This is a genomic window from Shuttleworthella sp. (genome assembly GCF_057251025.1).
On the sequence record NZ_DBHIDN010000004.1, the window covers coordinates 39,231 to 57,152 of the forward strand.

The 17,922-nt window shown below is 54.5% G+C and carries 18 protein-coding genes; 4 read left to right on the plus strand and 14 right to left on the minus strand.

Annotated elements, in window-relative coordinates; all coding sequences use genetic code 11:
• Nucleotide 1: 1 nt before the first annotated feature.
• The 4 genes from ACO5R6_RS01915 to ACO5R6_RS01930 all read right to left on the minus strand — a co-directional run bounded on the left by ACO5R6_RS01915 (nucleotide 2) and on the right by ACO5R6_RS01930 (nucleotide 4,210).
• Nucleotides 2-787 carry a hypothetical protein gene (locus ACO5R6_RS01915; protein ID WP_485625493.1) on the minus strand — a complete coding sequence of 262 codons (786 nt, stop codon included), beginning with the start codon at nucleotides 785-787 and terminating at the stop codon, nucleotides 2-4.
• Nucleotides 788-1,500: 713 nt separating this feature from the next.
• Entirely contained in the window at nucleotides 1,501-2,490 is a 990-nt protein-coding gene (locus ACO5R6_RS01920; RefSeq protein ID WP_485625546.1) for an L-lactate dehydrogenase, read from the minus strand.
• Between the two features lie 134 nt (nucleotides 2,491-2,624).
• Entirely contained in the window at nucleotides 2,625-3,923 is a 1,299-nt protein-coding gene (gene eno / locus ACO5R6_RS01925; RefSeq protein ID WP_485625494.1) for a phosphopyruvate hydratase, read from the minus strand.
• A gap of 83 nt (nucleotides 3,924-4,006) precedes the next feature.
• Nucleotides 4,007-4,210, minus strand: coding sequence for a DUF1858 domain-containing protein (locus ACO5R6_RS01930; RefSeq protein ID WP_485625495.1), 204 nt, complete (start codon nucleotides 4,208-4,210; stop codon nucleotides 4,007-4,009).
• 198 nt (nucleotides 4,211-4,408) lie between these two features.
• Between ACO5R6_RS01930 and ACO5R6_RS01935 the strand changes: the two genes are divergently transcribed.
• On the plus strand, nucleotides 4,409-5,086 hold the full coding sequence (locus ACO5R6_RS01935) for a Crp/Fnr family transcriptional regulator (protein WP_485625496.1): 678 nt from the start codon (nucleotides 4,409-4,411) through the stop codon (nucleotides 5,084-5,086).
• Nucleotides 5,087-5,105: 19 nt separating this feature from the next.
• Here ACO5R6_RS01935 and ACO5R6_RS01940 read toward each other — a convergent pair whose 3' ends face one another.
• From ACO5R6_RS01940 to ACO5R6_RS01965, 6 genes are all read right to left on the minus strand, one after another.
• Nucleotides 5,106-5,282: a DUF6472 family protein gene (locus ACO5R6_RS01940; protein ID WP_485625497.1), complete on the minus strand. Its 177-nt coding sequence runs from the start codon at nucleotides 5,280-5,282 to the stop codon at nucleotides 5,106-5,108.
• A gap of 11 nt (nucleotides 5,283-5,293) precedes the next feature.
• Nucleotides 5,294-5,794 (minus strand): COG2426 family protein, encoded by a 501-nt coding sequence (locus ACO5R6_RS01945; RefSeq protein ID WP_485625498.1) that lies wholly within the window; start codon nucleotides 5,792-5,794, stop codon nucleotides 5,294-5,296.
• Nucleotides 5,795-5,870: 76 nt separating this feature from the next.
• Nucleotides 5,871-6,935 carry a histidinol-phosphate transaminase gene (gene hisC / locus ACO5R6_RS01950; protein ID WP_485625499.1) on the minus strand — a complete coding sequence of 355 codons (1,065 nt, stop codon included), beginning with the start codon at nucleotides 6,933-6,935 and terminating at the stop codon, nucleotides 5,871-5,873.
• 103 nt (nucleotides 6,936-7,038) lie between these two features.
• A complete protein-coding gene (locus ACO5R6_RS01955) occupies nucleotides 7,039-8,772 on the minus strand; it encodes a L,D-transpeptidase family protein (protein ID WP_485625500.1) in 1,734 nt (577 codons plus the stop codon).
• Between the two features lie 52 nt (nucleotides 8,773-8,824).
• Nucleotides 8,825-9,703 (minus strand): Hsp33 family molecular chaperone HslO, encoded by an 879-nt coding sequence (gene hslO / locus ACO5R6_RS01960; protein WP_485625501.1) that lies wholly within the window; start codon nucleotides 9,701-9,703, stop codon nucleotides 8,825-8,827.
• 37 nt (nucleotides 9,704-9,740) lie between these two features.
• Complete coding sequence (locus ACO5R6_RS01965; protein WP_485625502.1) at nucleotides 9,741-10,637, minus strand: class I SAM-dependent DNA methyltransferase; 897 nt, start codon at nucleotides 10,635-10,637, stop codon at nucleotides 9,741-9,743.
• A 111-nt stretch (nucleotides 10,638-10,748) separates the two neighbouring features.
• Here ACO5R6_RS01965 and ACO5R6_RS01970 point away from each other — a divergent pair, with 111 nt between their 5' ends.
• The gene (locus ACO5R6_RS01970) at nucleotides 10,749-11,930 is read left to right on the plus strand and encodes a DUF6709 family protein (RefSeq protein ID WP_485625503.1); all 1,182 of its coding nucleotides are present in this window, start codon (nucleotides 10,749-10,751) and stop codon (nucleotides 11,928-11,930) included.
• 132 nt (nucleotides 11,931-12,062) lie between these two features.
• Here ACO5R6_RS01970 and ACO5R6_RS01975 read toward each other — a convergent pair whose 3' ends face one another.
• The 4 genes from ACO5R6_RS01975 to pta form a co-directional block, all read right to left on the minus strand.
• Nucleotides 12,063-13,022 (minus strand): alpha/beta fold hydrolase, encoded by a 960-nt coding sequence (locus ACO5R6_RS01975; RefSeq protein WP_485625504.1) that lies wholly within the window; start codon nucleotides 13,020-13,022, stop codon nucleotides 12,063-12,065.
• A 102-nt stretch (nucleotides 13,023-13,124) separates the two neighbouring features.
• The gene (recJ, locus tag ACO5R6_RS01980; protein WP_485625505.1) at nucleotides 13,125-14,897 is read right to left on the minus strand and encodes a single-stranded-DNA-specific exonuclease RecJ; all 1,773 of its coding nucleotides are present in this window, start codon (nucleotides 14,895-14,897) and stop codon (nucleotides 13,125-13,127) included.
• Between the two features lie 171 nt (nucleotides 14,898-15,068).
• Nucleotides 15,069-15,725 (minus strand): trimeric intracellular cation channel family protein, encoded by a 657-nt coding sequence (locus ACO5R6_RS01985; protein WP_485625506.1) that lies wholly within the window; start codon nucleotides 15,723-15,725, stop codon nucleotides 15,069-15,071.
• Nucleotides 15,726-15,801: 76 nt separating this feature from the next.
• Complete coding sequence (gene pta / locus ACO5R6_RS01990; protein WP_485625507.1) at nucleotides 15,802-16,788, minus strand: phosphate acetyltransferase; 987 nt, start codon at nucleotides 16,786-16,788, stop codon at nucleotides 15,802-15,804.
• A 291-nt stretch (nucleotides 16,789-17,079) separates the two neighbouring features.
• Here pta and ACO5R6_RS01995 point away from each other — a divergent pair, with 291 nt between their 5' ends.
• Both ACO5R6_RS01995 and ACO5R6_RS02000 read left to right on the plus strand, forming a co-directional pair.
• On the plus strand, nucleotides 17,080-17,694 hold the full coding sequence (locus ACO5R6_RS01995; protein ID WP_485625508.1) for an ECF transporter S component: 615 nt from the start codon (nucleotides 17,080-17,082) through the stop codon (nucleotides 17,692-17,694).
• Nucleotides 17,695-17,731: 37 nt separating this feature from the next.
• Complete coding sequence (locus ACO5R6_RS02000; protein ID WP_485625509.1) at nucleotides 17,732-17,911, plus strand: DUF4250 domain-containing protein; 180 nt, start codon at nucleotides 17,732-17,734, stop codon at nucleotides 17,909-17,911.
• The last annotated feature ends 11 nt before the right edge of the window (nucleotides 17,912-17,922 follow it).

Below are 17,922 nucleotides of genomic sequence, written 5' to 3' on the forward strand. Positions count from 1 at the left end.
TCTACCTGATAACTGCCTCTGCAATTCCCTCCGGAACTTTCACGCAAACCCCGGTATTCACCTTGTCATAGCTTATTTGGCTCTGAAGATCCTCTACACTATAACTGCTCTCTCTGTGACAAGTATAGTTGACTCCCAGAATCTGACAATCCTTATTCGAGAGTTTCAGCTCGATCTTCAGCTCCGCCTTTACATCCTTGTCCCCATATCTTAAGCTGTCAAAGTTGGCTCCGGTCAGGATATCGCCATCGGCTGCTAAGAAGGCCGGGTCCTTGCTCTCAAAGTGCAGGGTAAAGCTCTCCTCTTCTCTACTCACACCTATCTCATTTTTCCTGCTCTGCAAGATGTAAACAGCCTGCTGATTAATTCCCACCGGCTGAAAGTACCTGATCGTGACGTGCTTATGGTTACCCCATTGACTCTCTGTCTCGGACTTTGTGTACTTGGCCATGGAATCGCCATAGTATTCGTAGCTCTTTTTGCCGTCGCTGTACTTGCCCAAAATGTGATCGGGTCTGAGTTCAAAGCTCCCGTCAAATGTCCGTTTTTGATGAAATTCCCCGCTCTGCCCTTCTTTGGCCAGCTTGCTAACCACATCCTTTTTTGTTTCGATGTGGATTTGCCCATTCTTCATATCTTCAAAGGCCATCAGTCCCTGGTCAATGAGCTCTACATCTGACAGTTTCCCTGCCTCTTTCTTCCATGCCTTTGTCCCGCAGCTTGCCAAGGTCAGGATGCTCAGAAGACAAATGCTGATAATGAAGTTTCTTTTTCCGTATCTTTTCATATTCTCAACTACTCATTCTTGAGTTCCTTGCCACATCAATGGCAGGTACAACCATAAGGGCTCCCAGGGCATGATCCGCCTGGTCGATATCAATTTTATTTTACCCTAAGGAAAGTCCACATGTCAGTAAGAAAAAAAGCGGCAGAAGATCTCTGTGTAGCTGTGTAGCTTTACAATTGATGTGACACAGTAACCCTATACAAAAAAGCGATTGATGTTTCCTTTTAGAATGTAAGTTTCCACACAAAACATTCTGAAAGGAGACATCAATCGCCATATTCACTGTAACATACTCAAAGCGATATTTGCCACATGATCTTTCCACAAAGTATCATGTCGGGATTATCACAAGCGCACCCCTTCCATCACAGTCTGCGAGTTGTACGATAAGCTGCATACCGAAAAAGGCTATTCCCGTCATCCGGGCTCTCTATATCGGGTCTTTGTACGTCTTGGCTACCGACAAGCTGTGAGCTCAACGAAAAAGGCATATAGGCCAAAGCCTGCTATACTGGCTTTATGACAGATAAATTCTATCAATATACGATAATCGATGAGGCCTCCAAAGAGCGTTTCATCGATCCCTATCGAGAGCATAGCAGCTACTCAACAGTAGACTTCTTAAAACGAGCGATTGACTATTTGGGCTTGCAATCATGATACTCTATCTGTCTTATTATTTTTCGGATATCGGTATCACATCATTTACAAACTTACTTTGCCTCTTCGTCCATGGACAGGTCCACCTGACTTAGGATGTCTTTCAGCGTCTTGGCCGAGTTCTGCAGGTTGGTGAGTTCCTCGTAGCTCAGATCAATGTGCACCTTGGTCTCCACCCCGGAAGAAGTCACAACGGCCGGCATGGACAGGTAGATATCCCCGATTCCGTACTCCCCCTCCATCAGAGAGGACACCGGCAGGATGGACTTCTCGTTCTTGAGGATGACCTCCGAGATCCGGCGAACTGCGGATGCGACCCCGTAATAGGTGGCATGCTTCTTCTCGATGATCTCATAAGCTGAGTTCTTCACATCATCCGCGATCTTCTTCATCGAGGATTCATGCTGAAAATGTCCTCGAATCTCGCAGAACTGATTTACATTCACACCGGATACGTCGGCAGAGGACCAGGCCACGATCTCAGAATCCCCGTGCTCGCCGATGACGTAGGCATGGACATTTCTCGCATCCACATCCAGATGCTCGCCGAGCATGTACTTGAGGCGGGCGGAGTCCAGCACGGTTCCTGACCCGATCACGCGCTCCTTGGAGAAGCCGGAGAGCTTCCAGGCCACATAGGTCAGAATATCGACCGGATTAGAGACGATCATCATGATCCCGCAAAAACCGCTGTCCCGAATCTGAGGAATAATAGACTTGAAGATCTTAACGTTCTTATTGACCAGGTCCAGCCGGGTCTCTCCCGGCTTCTGCGCGGCGCCTGCGGTCACTATGACCAGGGCGGCATCCTTGATGTCGGCATAATCTCCGGCATAGATGCGCTGAGTCGTTGAGAAGGGGATGGCATGGCTGATATCCATTGCTTCTCCCTCAGCCCGCTCCATATTGGCGTCGATCAGGACGATCTCAGAGGCGATTCCGGACTGCATAATCGCGTAGACACTGGTGGATCCGACGAATCCGCAGCCGATCATGGCGACCTTGCGGGGATTGATATTGGCATTTTCCAAGACATTGGACATTGTATTCACACTTTCTCAAACAACAAGGGGGGTCACAGTCTGCCTCCTGCACCCCCCCTATAACCACAATTAGATTCTAACACGAGAACATGAAAAAGGGGATCTGCGGGCCCTTGTTCCTGATATTGTACTTCTTATCTCTTCACCTTGAAAGCGCCCATTCCCGGATAGAGAGCAGAATCTCCCAGCATCTCCTCAATCCGAAGGAGCTGGTTGTACTTGGCAACCCGCTCGGAACGACTGGGAGCACCGGTCTTGATCTGACAGGTATTCATAGCCACTGCCAGGTCGGCGATCGTGGTATCCTCCGTCTCTCCGGACCTGTGCGATGTGATCGCCGCATAGCCGGCCTCATGCGCCATCTTGATCGCCTCGAGTGTCTCGGAGACAGACCCGATCTGGTTGAGTTTAATCAGGATCGCATTGCCGACGCCCATGTCGATTCCCTTCTTCAGGCGCTCGGTATTGGTGACAAAGAGGTCATCGCCCACCAGCTGTACCTTGTCTCCCAGGCGGGCCGTCATCCGCTGCCATCCCTCCCAGTCCTCTTCATCGAGGCCATCCTCAATGGAGATGATGGGATACTTTTCAACCAGCTTGGCCCAGTGGTCGATCAGCTCATCGGATGTGAACCTGGTCTTGGCCTTGGGAAGGATATACTCGCCCTTCCTGGACCCCTTCCACTCAGAGGATGCCGCATCCATAGCGATCATGAAGTCCTTGCCCGGCTCATATCCCGCAATCTTCACCGCCTCGAGAATCGCCTCAATCGCCTCCTCGTCGGACTTGAGATCCGGGGCGAATCCGCCCTCATCGCCGACAGAGGTTGCAAGCCCCTTGCTCTTGAGCTCGGCCGCCAGAGCGTGGAAGACCTCAGCGCACCAGCGCAGGGCCTCCTTGAAGGAGGGCGCCCCGACCGGCATGATCATGAACTCCTGGGCGTCAATGGTGTTGGCCGCATGGGCTCCTCCGTTGATGATGTTCATCATGGGAACGGGAAGACGGTTTCCGTAAATTCCTCCCAGGAAACGATAGAGGGGGATTTCCAGGGACTGAGCTGCCGCCTTGGCACAAGCGATGGAGACAGCCAGAATTGCATTGGCTCCGAAATTGCTCTTGTCTTTGCTCCCATCCGCCTCAATCATGGCCCGGTCAACCGCATAGATATCAGAGGCGTCCATTCCCTCCAGGGCAGAATTGATATGGGTGTTGATATTCTCCACCGCCTTGGTCACGCCCTTGCCCAGATAGCGGGACTTGTCTCCGTCGCGAAGCTCCAGGGCCTCGAATTCACCGGTAGACGCGCCGGAGGGAGCTGTTCCGCGGCCAACCGTTCCGTCCAGAAGGGTCACCTCAGCCTCGACGGTCGGATTACCTCTGGAGTCCAGAATCTCACGGCCTACCACTTTCTCAATCTGCAGATACTCATTCATTGCACGATCCTCCGTATTGTTAGTCTTTGCTTACAGTCATGATTCTAGCACAGGTCTTCCGCTTCGTAAACCGGCTTCTGTCGTCAGATCCCCAGTTTCTCAGCCTCCTCGTTTAGGAATTTGACAACCGCCTCCACCGGGAGATTATGCACTGCGCAGGCCTCCTCCAGCGTCTCCATGCGGGAGACCGAGCAGGAGCTGCAGTGCATCCCCAGCCCCAGCAAGACTTCGATCATATCGGGGCTCTCTGCCAGGAGATCCCCAAGAAGCGTATCCTTATTCCACATGCTCTCATCTCCTTCCTCTTCTCATCGCATCCTCCGATAGATTTTGGTCCCCTGGCGAATTCGATCTGCCGGTTCCGACGAATCTCAGTATACTCCGATCTTCCTTTCTTTTTTGTTGTAATTGCAACGATTTTGTAGTAATTATAGACCTATAATATGAAAAATAACTTCGACAAAAGCTTTCAAGGAGAATCGAATATGGTCGCATACGAGGAATATCTTCCCACTCTTAAAAAGTCAACGCTCTTTTTGGGCGTATCCGAGGCAGAGATCCGACATATGATGACCTGCATGAATCCGCAGAAGCGCAGCTACGAGAAGAATGAGACCATCCTGCGGGCGGGCGAGCAGATCCACTCCTTCGGTCTGATCTTGAACGGAACCGCCCTGATTGAGAAGGAGGATTTCTGGGGCAATGTCGCCGTCATGTCCGCCCTCTCTGCCAGTTCCATGTTCGCCGAGGTCTATGCGGCCCTCTCACAGATTCCGACCGACGTCACTGTGATTGCCACCTCCCGCTGCGAGGTGATGTTCTTCGACCTCTCCTCCTTCACTACCCTCTGCAGTGAATCCTGCAGCTATCACAGCCGCATCATCCAGAATGTCATGACCTCCATCGCCAGGCGGACCCTTCAGCTGAACCAGAAGATTGACTGCATCTCCAAGCGGACCATCCGGGACAAGCTCCTGGCCTATCTCTCCTCCGAGAGCATGCGGCAGCACTCCAACAGCTTTGATATTCCCTACAACCGCCAGCAGCTGGCCGACTATCTCTTCATCGACCGGTCTGCCCTCTCCAACGAGATCAGCAAGCTGACAAGAGAGGGCCTGATCTCAAGCCGGCGCAATCACTTTGAAATTCTCCATGAAATCTGATGAGACCAGGCCCTCTTTCTCAGAAGGCCTGGTGTCTCACCAGATCATACTCGTCATTGCTCTGATAGTAGGGACAGGATCCGGTATTGCCCTGCAGAAATCGGACCATATCATCCTCATCCAGACGAATGTCACAAATATAACACTCCTCCTCATCATCCCAGAGGTAGTTATTGCACAGTTCACACAGATCCATAGCATCCCCGCTCAGTGTAAGATCAGGCCCAGGAAGCCGTAGCTTACGATTGACATGATGACCGTCGCAATGGCAACGCCGACCAGCTCTGCCAGGACGGCCTTCTTAATATCCATCTCCAGGAGGGCTGCAATCAGAGACCCGGTCCAGGCCCCGGTGCCCGGCAGCGGGATACCGACAAAGAGGGCCAGGCCCAGGAATTCTGCCCGCGAGACCTGGCCGGACTTCTTCATGGCCCTGGCCTCAAGCTTCTCCACAAACCCCTTCATTCCCTTGAACTTCTTCATCCAGGCGAATATCTTGCGGATAAAAAACAAAATAAAGGGAATCGGTATGATATTTCCGATGATACATATGGGGATCGCCCTTAAAAGGGGGATCTGGAGCAGGCTTGCGGCCAGGAGACCTCCGCGAAGCTCCAGGAGGGGAACCAGCGATATAATAAATACGACTGCCTCTCTTGAGATGTGTTGCCCCAGGGTTGATGTAAACCAGCTTACAATCGCTTCCATAGAAAACTCCTTTATACTCTTATATGCATCCGAATCGGCCGTAAGTACATCCGAATCAGCCATGCCTGTATCCGAATCAGCCATGCTTCTCCAGGTACCGGTCCAGGAAAGCAACCAGTGTCCGCATCTCTTCCTCCGTCCCGATGCTGATCCGCAGATAGGGATCAATTCTGGGCTGCGCGAAGTGGCGGACCAGGATTCCCTCTTCCTTGAGTGCCCGGTAGAGGGCATCAGCCGACAGACGGTCGTGCCTGGCGAAGATGAAATTCGCCCTGGAGTCGGGGAAGTCAAAGCCAAGACGCTTCAGTTCTCCCTTGGTCCACTCCCGGCTTGCGATGATCCTGGCAAGCTGTTCCTGAAAATACGCCTCGTCTTCCACTGCGGCGGCCCCAATGGCCTGGGTGACCCGGTCCATGGTATAGGAATTGAAGGCATACCGGACCTCCGAGAGGGCCCGAATCAGTTCCCGGTTGCCCATGGCACAGCCGATCCTGCTTCCCGCAAGGGCCCGGGACTTGGAGAAAGTCTGGACCAGCAAGAGGTTGTCGTAGCGGTCAATCAGAGGGAGAAGACTGGTCGCCCCGAAATCCACATAGGCCTCATCAATAATGACAACGACATCCGGGTTGGCCCGGAGGATCTGCTCCAATTTCTCTGTCCCCGCATCGATCCCGGTCGGTGCATTGGGATTTGGGATGATCAGTCCCCCATTTTCCCCCGCATAGTCCTCCGGACAGATCTCAAATTTCTCGTCCAGAGGGATTCTCCGATAGGGAATGGCAAATGTCTCCGCCCATACATCGTAAAAGGAGTAAGTGATATCCGGAAAGAAAATCGGCCGACCGGAATGAAAGAAGGTCATAAAGGACATGGCGAGGACATCATCCGAGCCCACGCCGACGAAGACCTGGTCCCTCGCAAGCCCGTATCTCCGGGCGATGGCATCTACCAGGATGGTGGATGCGGGATCCGGGTACCTGCGCAGGTCATCGGCGCAGAAGCCGCGGAGGATCTCCCTGACGGCAGGCGCCGGCGGATAGGGATTCTCATTGGTGTTTAGCTTGATGATATCCTTCTCCTTCGGCTGTTCTCCCGGAATATAGGGCCTGACCCTGCGGATGTTCTTCTTCCACTCGTACATTCCTGTCCTCACTCCACTGCGTCGGCTGGCTCCCGCCAGCTTCCAAGACCATTTCCTGCCCGCTGCGATGACCTCTGCATGGGATCACTGCATCGGACCATTTTTACTCGTGGTCGGTATTCACCGCCTGGTCATGCTCTTCCAGCTTGGCCGCCTCTGCCAGAGCACCGGCATACTTGGCCTGGGCCTGCTTTAAGACGGAGAGATTATAGACATCGCTCTTCTGCGCAGCGGACAGGCTCTTGTAGGCGTCGGTCGCCGCCTTTGCAGCCTGCACGCTCGAATTGGCCTTGCTGATCTTGTTGATGACGTTCTGCACCGCCCCGTCCGTGCAAGAGGTCTCAGTTCCTGGCAGATTGTAAACGACCACCGGCATGCCGACATAGGTATTGGCATAGACTGCCCCTGCGATAGAGGGGGGGATATTGACGCAGCCGTGCGATCCGTTCGTCAGATAGTTCTTTCCCCCGTAATTGGCCTTCCAGGGGGCGTCGTGGAGGCCTATTCCGCCGTTGAAGGGCATCCAGTACTTGACCGGACTGGCATAGGGAGTCCCGTCGTCATTTCTCCCCTTGAGCGTTCGGTTGGTCTCCCGGCTCTTAATGCGAAAGATCCCGGGATTTGTCTGGTGGTTATTGACAGGCTTGCCTGTGGTCACCGCCGTATCCACGACCTTCTGTCCATCCTTATATACAAAGAGGTGCTGGGCCGTCAGGTTGACCTCGACATAGCTGTTTCCGATATCGCTTCCCGCCTTCTGGGAGAAAAGCATCTCCCGGGTCAGGTCCTTACCCTCTGTCAGATTCTGCTTTAAGGCGTTGAACTCTCCCTCCTGGTCGACCTTCCTCCCATAGTCTCCGGAGGCGATATTGACCGTGGCCCCGTAAGAGGTGCGGAAGTTGCGCCCCTTGCCCACGGTGTCATACTTCTGAGCCAGCTGGGCGACATAGGCCCGGATGGCCTCATCCCGGATGACCAGCTTGACTTCATCGTCCACCCCCAGCCAGCTGATGATGGTCTCTTTGGGGACCTCCTCCTGGTCCTTGTCAGCCTGCAGGGTGATCTTGATCTGGGACAGCTGATTCAGCTTTCCGACCATGTCCTTTAGCCGGCTGTCATCTGACTTGAGGGTGGGCTGGACTGCATAGTCCGCCAGGGAGATCTCCCCCTGCAAGGCCTCGATCGAAGCTGCCAGTGCGCTCTTAAATCGGTCCGTGTCGATATTATTGCCGTAGACCTCCTTCTCAATGACGAAGGAATTCTGCTCCTTGTCATAGACCAGTCCTGCATTCTTAGTCTGCACCAGGTCTGCTCGACTGACCTCCGGGAGACCGTCGACGATAGCGTTTAGCTTGTCGCGATTGAAGCTGGCCCCCTTGGTCTTCTCCTCGCGCACACCCCCGAAGAGATACTTGGGCCAGAGAAATGCCTTTTGGCCTGCCAGGAGGGTCTCTATATCAGACAGCTGCAAGTCGCTGGACAGATCAATCATATCCGGGGTGATCACCTGCTCGGTCGCCCCTCCATCGGTCTTTATAACCAGATGATAACGTCTCTCTTCGGCCATGAGCGCCTCGGTCATCTGCTTGGCATTCTTGCCGAAGGCATTGATCCCATTGACCCTGCAATTGGGGAGGAAATGGGTCCGAAAGAACAGGCCCGCCCCCAGATAGCCGATCGCCGCAAGCCCCAGAAGGCAGCCGACAAGCAGTCCCTTGCGGGGACGCTTCTTCTTGACATCCGGATCATTCCTGTTGTTTTCCGGATCCCTCATGTCATTATCTTGATCCCTCGTGTTATTTTCCTGATCACTCATAATAACATCTTTATCACTCATACTTCACTCCATGCGATTTCCGTCGTAAATCCGACCTATTATAGCACATTTCTTACTCCGGTCTGCCGGAAATCTCCCTCAAGTCCTCCGGCGTAAAGGAATAGGCCCTTCCGCAGAACTGGCACTTGACCTCAACTGTCTTCCCGTCATGGATCATCTCCTCCAGGTCCCTGTCCGGCAGGGCCATCAGAGTCCGCTCCGCCCTCTCTTTAGAACAATCACAGAGGAAAGAGACCGGCCCGGTCTCCATCATCTCCGGCGAGAGTCCGTCCAGGATTCGGTCGAGCATATCTTCCGGCCGATCCCCCGCCGCGAGCATCCGACTGACATCAGGGATCTTGGACAGGTTTTCTTCCAGCCGGTCAATCACCGCATCTTCCGTGAAGGGCATAAGCTGAATGATAAATCCCCCGGCACTGATGACATTGCCGTCCGTCCCCACCAGAACGCCCAGTCCCACGGCCGATGGGACCTGCTCGGACGCAGCGAAATAGTAGGTCAGGTCATCGCCGATCTCTCCTGTTTGAATGTCGACGGTTCCGACATAGGGCTCCTTGAGTCCCAGGTCCTTGATCACGCGAAGGGATCCCCTGCCAACCGCTCTCCCGACATCCAGGTGTCCGTTGGCCTTCGGCTCCAGATAGACCTGCCCGTTGCCGACAAATCCCTTGACATGCCCCTTGGAGTCCGCCGTCACGGTCATGGGTCCCAGGGGGCCATCTCCCAGGAACTGGAGAGTCATCTCATCCTCCGGCCCCTTCATCATGCTTCCCATCATCAGGGCAGCGGACAAGCCCCTGCCCAGAGCCGCAGTCGCAAGCGGACTGGTCTCGTGCTTCCGGTGGGCGGTCTGAACCAGATCCCTGGAGGAGATGGCAAGAGCCCGAATCTGATCCCGGGCTCCCATCCCTCTGACAATATAATCACTCATCGATTGGCCTCTCTTTTGTGTTCCCTTGTGCTTCCTGTCATAAGCTGTGCTTCTTCCATATTTCCCTGGCCACAAAGTAATAGCGGCCGGTATCCTCTGTGATCTCTCCCATGGTCTCTGCGTCCAGAACCTTCTCGAATGCGAGGCCGGCCTTCTCAATCAGGCCGATGACGCAGTCTACCGGGTAAGCTCTCGTGATATGCACTTCATGGCGACGGAAGTAGGCCAGTCTCTCCTCTAATAAGTCTTCCTCTAAGTCATCCTTGGGAAGGTCCGTTCCTTGCTCCTTCCGGACCTCCCGCAAATCTCTTTGGGCTGCCCGGTCTTCTGCGTCTTCCCGAATGAACATCTCCAGATCGTAGCGGTTGACCTTCCTCGCCTCATCAAAATCATTCTGCCAGATGAAGGCTCCGATGTCCCGGCAGTCCGCGATGGTCTTCTCTCCCATCTTCCGATAGGCCCTCTCGGACACCAGGTCAAAGATGAAGATGCCGCCCGGATCCAAATAGTTGTTGACCAGACGAAGGACCCTGAGAAAGTCCTCCTCTGTCAGCAGATAGTTCATGACATCGCAGACGGCATAGATCCCCGCCATGGTCCCATAGAGTTCAAATGACCGCATGTCCTGGCAGAGATACAGGATACGGGGGCCGGTCCCTTCTCCCTCCGGTTCCTCCGCCGCCATGAGCCGGTTGATCTGCTTCTCCTGGGCAATCCGCAGCATATCCTCCGACCGGTCAATCCCTGTCATGTCATATCCGCAGGCCGCCATCCGGTCTGTCATATTGCCTGTTCCACAGCCGAGTTCCGTGAGAAGACCGCTGTGGATCCCGTATTCTGCGAGGATAGTCAGCAGATTGTCCCTCCACTTGTCGTAGGGCACGTCATCCATGAATCGGTCATATATTTCTGCAAAGCTCTCATAATAGGCCATGTGGATTCTCCTCTTTTTCGAGTCATATCGATTATCTTAACATTTTTCTGTGCTATACTGAATGAGCATTTGACTGCCCACACCGGCACTCTCGATCAGACAGGAAATTCCATGAAGTACAGGTTCAAGACTCCATTTCGCTGGCTCAGAAAACCAAATATCAATGCTCCCATGACCGACACGGAGGGGGGTACCAATGTCTCTGAGCGCTTTAACCACTATATCAGCCGGTCCATCGCCGGCTTCTATAAGCGGCGGATGATTTCTCCCGCCATCTACCTTCTCATCCTCCTGGCCCTTCTTCTGGTCTCTCCCACCCGCTCCATACTCTTTCCCAGGCAGCTGGATGGTCCAATAGACCCGGCCGCCCTCTATCAGAGCCGGTCTCACTATGTCCACATTCCCCTGTCTCAGCTCCGCTTCACCGGCTATACCCGGCAGATGTTTGGTCTGACCACGGGATATTACTACTATACGATCATCGATCAGAAGAGCTATCTGGTCCTCCTGAAACCGGACACGGCCTCTCAGGGACTGGCTCAGATTGATCAGGTCAAAGTCTACGCCAAGATCATCAAGAACCCCCCCTCCCTCGATCGGATCAAGATCCACCTGACCGAGGACCTGGGGGAGAGCGCCGGCATAGCCGGAGCCCTCTCTCCCTATATGATTTCCGAGGCCGATGCCAGGGGCATCCTCCACCGGATCCTTGTCCTCTTCATTCGGCTGACCGGCATCTATGCCGTAATCAGCCTCCTCCTGGACCTCCTCTACGTCTTCTTTCCGAAGCTATCCACCCCTGTCCGGCGGCTTGGCGCCTATGGCGACCCCTGGAAGCTCCTGGCTGAGGCGGAGGAAGAACTGGCGACCATGCCCCAGCTCGCGGCTGAGGATATGTTCATTACGGAGCATTTCTTTATTGAAACTTCTGTCTATGGGGTCGCAATCGTTCCCATCTCAGAGATCAAGTGGATCTACAAATACTCCACCCTGCACCGAATCCTCTGGCACCACTTCAGCATCTCCTATACCCTCTATATCATGGCGACACACCGCCAGACCATCCACTGTCCCAAGAACGCCAAGTCCGATATTGACGGCGTCATCGACTACCTGTCTGAGGCGAATCCGGATATTCTGGTCGGCTTCACCGAGAGAAACCGTCTCCGTATGCAGTGGTATCTGCGCAAGCTTCCCCTGAGCGATCTTATCCCCTTCATGCGCAACCGCCCCCTGCATCACCGCAAGGATCATCCGGGCAAGGAGGAGGCGCCGGAAGACACCGGAAACTGACCGCACTTCCTCTTCTTCTCTCAGAAGAACCCTCCGATGGTCAAGACAGCCATCGGAGGGTTCTTAATTCCAATTTACTTTTCCGGGCCGCTTTTCCAAACCGATCCCCGACACCGGTTCCCGACAGGGGACTCAGTCGGCCGGATCTACCACGCCATGCTCCCGCATGAAGTCCCACAGGTCCCTGTAGACCTCCTCCCGGTCCGTCTCATTTAAGATCTCATGCCGGTCCCCCTCATAGAGCTTCATCCGCAGGTCCTTGATGCCCAGTTCCTCAAATTGCTTTTTGACCCGCTCGACTCCCCTTCCGAAGTCTCCCACGGGGTCGTCTGCCCCGGAGACCAAGAAGAGGGGCAGGTCTTGGCGCATCTTCTCAAGATGTTCTTTCCGATTGTCATAATAACAGGCTTCAAGGAGGCCCCGGTAGGCGCCCAGACTGAAGAGGAAGCTGCACTTGGGATCGGCATAGTACTTCTGAACAATGGCCGGATCCTTAGTCAGCCAGGAATTGGCCGGATCCTGCCCGGTCAGGTCGTACTTCTTATAGGGTCCCGAGAAAGTCATCTTAGTGATCATGGGACTGCGGTGGTCCCAGCCCTTTAATGCGGCAGTTAGCTTGAGCACAGAGAGGCCCATGCGGAGAGTGGCATCGGGCAAAGACCCGGTCCCCATAATGATTGCCCCCCTGAGACCGTCCAGATGGCCGGCCTTCTTGGACAAGAACATGCGGAGCAGATAGCTTCCCATCGAGTGCCCCAGGATAAAGAAGGGCTGCTCGGGCCAGCGCTCCCTGCCGGCCTGGTAATTGCGGAAGATATCCTCCACCATAATATCCGCCGGATGCCGGGCAGACATGATCCCCCACTCCTCAGGACCTGCAACGGAATCCCCATGACCGATGTGGTCATGTCCCAGGACCGCGATCCCCTGCTCATTCAGCCAGAGGGCAAAGGGCTCGTAGCGCTCAATATACTCCTGCATGCCGTGAACAATCTGAAGGACGCCCGTAACTCGCCCCGAATCCGGGACCCAGCGCACCACATGGATCTGAGACCTCCCGTCTCTGGATATAAAACTGTCATTCTCTCTCATGATGACTCTCCCCTTCTGTTCTCCCCCGGTATCCAATCGGATCTCTCATATGATTTCTTATATTATCTCCAAATTTCCCGGATCTTTCCATATTTTTCTTGATTATTCTCGATCCGGCTCAATCTCCCGGATGACAACCTGCAGGCTCTCCCTGCCCCGATAGGCGTTGATTTGGGCCTCATAGACCATCCGGACCTTGAGATCTCTTCGAAATCCATCCAGGAAGTCCTCCCAGGCGCCGTCGCCGTAGGCTCGGTCCACGGCAGAGGCAAATGCCCTCGAATCTCCGAAATACACTCCCGCCATGTCTGATGATCCGGTCCTCAGAGAGAAAGCGAGATACTGTCCATCCCGACCGATGGTGCGAAGGGACCGGACCGGAACATGGCGAAGAGCAAACAGGGGCTTGACATTCCCGTTGCCGAAGGGCTCCAGCCTCTTCAATTCCCTGACCAGGGGAATGGAGATGTAGTCGAGGGGCATAGGGACATCAATGTAGACCTTGGGAATCAGGTCCTCTTCTGTCAATCTGCAGTTAGCATTGAGGGACTCACGGAGGGAATCGATATTTTCCCTACGCAGGCTGAGTCCGGCCGCCATGGGATGGCCTCCGAACCCGATCATCAGATCCCCGCACCGGCTCATCTCCTCATACATGGAATAGGGGGGAATTGACCGGCCGCTCCCCTTGACCACCCCCTCGGTCGCCGTGTCGGTCAGAACGAAGCAGGGATGACCAAGCCCCTCTTTCACCTTGCCGGCCACCAGTCCCGCAATACTCTCATGCAGATCTGGCAGGTAGAGCAGGAGGACCCGATCCTTCTCATAGCCCCTGTCTCGGATCTGGTCAAAGGCGGCCTCAAGCCCCTTTTGCGTCATATCCTGCCTAATCTCATTTAAGCTTGCCAGCTCTTCCGCCAGAAGATCTGCCCTCTTTTGATCTCTCGCTTCCAGCAGTTCCACGCTTATATCCGCTCCCTTAAGCCTTCCTGCGGCATTGAGACAGGGGCCGAGGACAAAGCCGATCTGATGGGCGGTCAGCCGGTCGGGGACAATCTCTCTGACCCGCATCAGGGCCGCCATCCCCGGATTTTGTGTCTTGCGCAGCCTCTCAAGCCCGAGCGCGACGATGGACCGGTTCTCATCTACCAGCTGCATGACATCGCCCACGGTGGCAAAAGCGGCGTTCTCCAGGAAGTCCAGGGCCCGCATCACCGGAATCCCTCGCTTCTCATAGAGGACAAAGACCAGCTTCCAGGCCACCACGGCTCCGCAGATCCCCTTAAAGGGATAGGGACAATCCGCCTGCTTAGGATTGACGATGGCGTCGGCCGCCGGAAGCTTCTCAAGTTTCTTTCCATCCACCAGGACGAAGGGAACCTCATGGTGGTCTGTGACAATGACTGTCATTCCCAGATCCTTGGCACGGGCGACTGCCTCTCCGGCAGAAATACCGTTGTCGCAGGTGATGATGCAGGAGATGCCGTCTTCGCCGGCCCTGTCCACTAGATGCGGATTCAGGCCATAGCCGTCCTTGATCCGGTTGGGCAGGACATAGTCCACCCGGCCCCGACAGGTCAGGAGGGCCTTGTGGAGAATATAGGTGGACTGAATGCCGTCAATATCATAGTCTCCGATGATGCGGATTTTCTCTCCCCGATCTATAGCCTCGGAGAGGAGATCTGCCGCCTTGTCTATATCTTTGAGATCATGGGGGTCTCGAATCTGATCCAGCGATGGATTCAGATAGGCATCAAAGTCCTCCTCTGCGATCCCCCGATTGATCATAATCCTGGCGGTCACCCGGTCGATCCCATTGGCCTTGGCCAGGGCCGTAAAATCCGCCTTCTTATTGATCAGAATCCATTGACTCATAGCTTATCCTCTCCTCAAAAGGAAGCCTCCTGGTATGAAGAGTCGGCCCTCGGGATTCCCGGGGCCGGTCCTGATTTCTGTCCGGTCAGAGTTTTCTTGGACCTCGGCACTCTTTAGAGAGTCAGGGGAGGAGCCACGTAGGTCCGCATGAATCTGCATGCGCGTTACAAGTCAGTCCTGTCTCCAGCGAATCCTCGGGAGGTTCCAGTGCCATTTGGTCGCGCACATGCGGATCAGAACAACCAGGAGGACGGACAGAAAAGCCGCCGGCCGATCGTCCAGCTTCTGCCGGAGCATGATCAGATAGGAGAGACTCCCGACCAGGGACGCAACCGCATAGATATTTTTCTTGATGATGATCGGAATCTGCATCGTAATCAGATCTCTCAAGAGACCTCCTCCGACCCCGGTCAGCATTCCCATGAAGAGGACCAGAAAGACATTGTCTCCATAGCCCGCAAGGATCGTCGCATGCACCCCGGTGACACTGAAGAGACCAAGCCCCAGAGAGTCAATCACATTGTTGATCATGGAGATTCTTCCCCGATGGCTAAAGTAGTAGGCCTGATTCAGATAGGCAAAGAGGAAGACGACCGAAGCGGAGACCAGGGAGGCGATCACTCCTCCGTAATTATAAAAATTCGACGGTGGGAATCTCCCCAGGATCAAATCTCTTAAGACCCCGCCCCCAAGAGCTGTAATCAGACCCAACATGAGCGTCCCGAACAAATCCAGTTCTTTTTCGACTGCGATCATGGACCCTGAGATTGCGAACGCAATCGTTCCGACCAATTCCGCAAGAATCGATAAGGCGAAAAGGCCCTCCATACTCTCCTCCCATTAGAAAACCGCCTTCCCTGCCGCCCGGGCTCAATCGGATCCGGCAGGGAGGGCGGTCATTGAATTAAGCCAGAGAAGCGGTCACAATCGCCATATCATAGACTTCCTGGGAGTTGCACCCGCGGGAGAGGTCATTGATGGGGGCATTGAGGCCCAGAAGAATCGGTCCATAGGCATCGAAATTTCCCATGCGCTGCGCGATCTTATAGCCCAGATTCCCGGCATTGATGTCGGGGAAGATGAAGGTGTTGCAGTGGCCCGCAATGGCAGATCCCGGTGCCTTCTGCCTGGCGACGGTGGGAGACACGGCGGCGTCAAACTGCAGTTCGCCCTCAATCGGAAGATCCGGGTACTTGGCCTTGGCCTTGGCCGTGGCATTCTGCATCTTGGTGACCGTCTTGCCCTTGCCGGATCCCAGGGTGGAGAAGCTCAGGAAGGCAACCTTGGGGTCGACACCGAAGCGCTCGGCACACTTGGTCGCCTGTCCGCAGATCTCGACCAGCTGGTCCTCATCCGGCATCAGGTTGATGGCGCAGTCAGCCATACAGAGAACCTCATTGCCGCCGGTCGCTGACGGACGGACCAGAATAAAACAGGATGAGACAATGCTGTTGCCGGGCGCCGCCTTGATGATCTGCAGGGCAGGGCGAACCGTATCCGCCGTGGAATAGGTAGCTCCGCCCAGAAGAGAATCTGCATAGCCCATGCGAACCAGCATGGTGCCAAAGTAATTGGGTTGCTTTAAGGTCTCAATGGCCTGGTCCCGACTCCCGGCCTTGGGCCCCCGGAGTTCCATAAAGAGGTCAACCATCTCCTCCATCCGGTCGAAGTTGTCGGGATCAAGAATCTGAGCACCGTTGATATTATCGCCATCTGCCTCAGCGACCCTGCGAATCTCCTCCGGATTTCCGACCAGAACCGGCTGGAGCCAGGTTCCTGCCAGGAGCCTGGAGGCTGCCTGAAGAATTCGCTCATCATTGCCCTCTGTGAAGACAATCTTCTTCGGATTTGCCTTCAACCGGTCAATCATCGCTCCAAATCCATAACCCATACTTTAATCCCTCCTACAATTCGGTATTGTCACAGACAATTTCCCTTCCCTAAATGTTTCATAATCCTTCTGTTATTGTAGAACCCTTTCGGTAAGGGCACAATGGGTTTCTGTTCGAAAGTCGATACATCTTTTCATGTATTTGATTGTGTGCAATTTTCCGTTAATCTTTTGTCAGAGAATGGGCTCCTCCCCCTATACAAAGAGGTCCGCTTTGAGGATAATAAGAGAGGTTATTTCCCCTGTTTTCAATGCTCAAAATAATCCATGAGAAGAGAAGGAGACAAGATTATGACAAACCTGCGCAAGCTGATCTTAGCTGCCCTTCTGGCTGCCCTGACCGCTGCCACGACGATGGTTGTTCGCATTCCCACCCCAACGATGGGCTACATCCATCCCGGCGATGCCATCGTTCTGCTCTGCGGTCTTCTCCTTGGGCCTGTGACCGGAGGCCTGGCCGCCGGAATCGGAAGCGCCCTCTCGGACCTCTTCGCCGGTTACCTGACCTATGTGCCCGGCACCTTCTTGATCAAGGCCCTGACCGCCGCAATCGCCTCTCTTCTGTCTGTCTGGCTGACCCACATCACAGGACATACAAAGACAGAGTCGGAATCCATATCCGACTCTGTCAAACCCGGCAGGAAGAACCGGCCGGGAGTCCTGATCTGCGCGGGTGTTGTTGCGGAGGCCTTCATGGTGACCTCTTATTTCATCTATGAGATCCTGCTGGCAGCCCTCGCCGCAGGCAGCGGGTTCAGCTCTGCCGTCCTGTCTGCCGCGATTATCTCTTCTTCCGCCGGCATCCCCTTTAATATTGTCCAGGGAATTGTCGGGGTCGCTCTCGCCGCTATCCTCAGCCCCATCCTGACACCTCTGACCGGGCGGCTCTTGCAGGCCGACCGCTGATCAAAACATCTGAGGTCCTACATCAAAGGAGGCTTTCATGCTTGATCTCCCAAGAGATCCCGTCCTCTTGCTCAGCGTCGTCAACACCGAGCTCAGAGACACCTATCCCAGCCTGACCCGGCTCTGCGCCGCCCACATGACCAACACAAAAGAAATCATCCAAAAACTGTCCTCCATCGACTACGAATATGACCCCAAGAAGAATCAGTTCGTATAAGTCCCCATGGC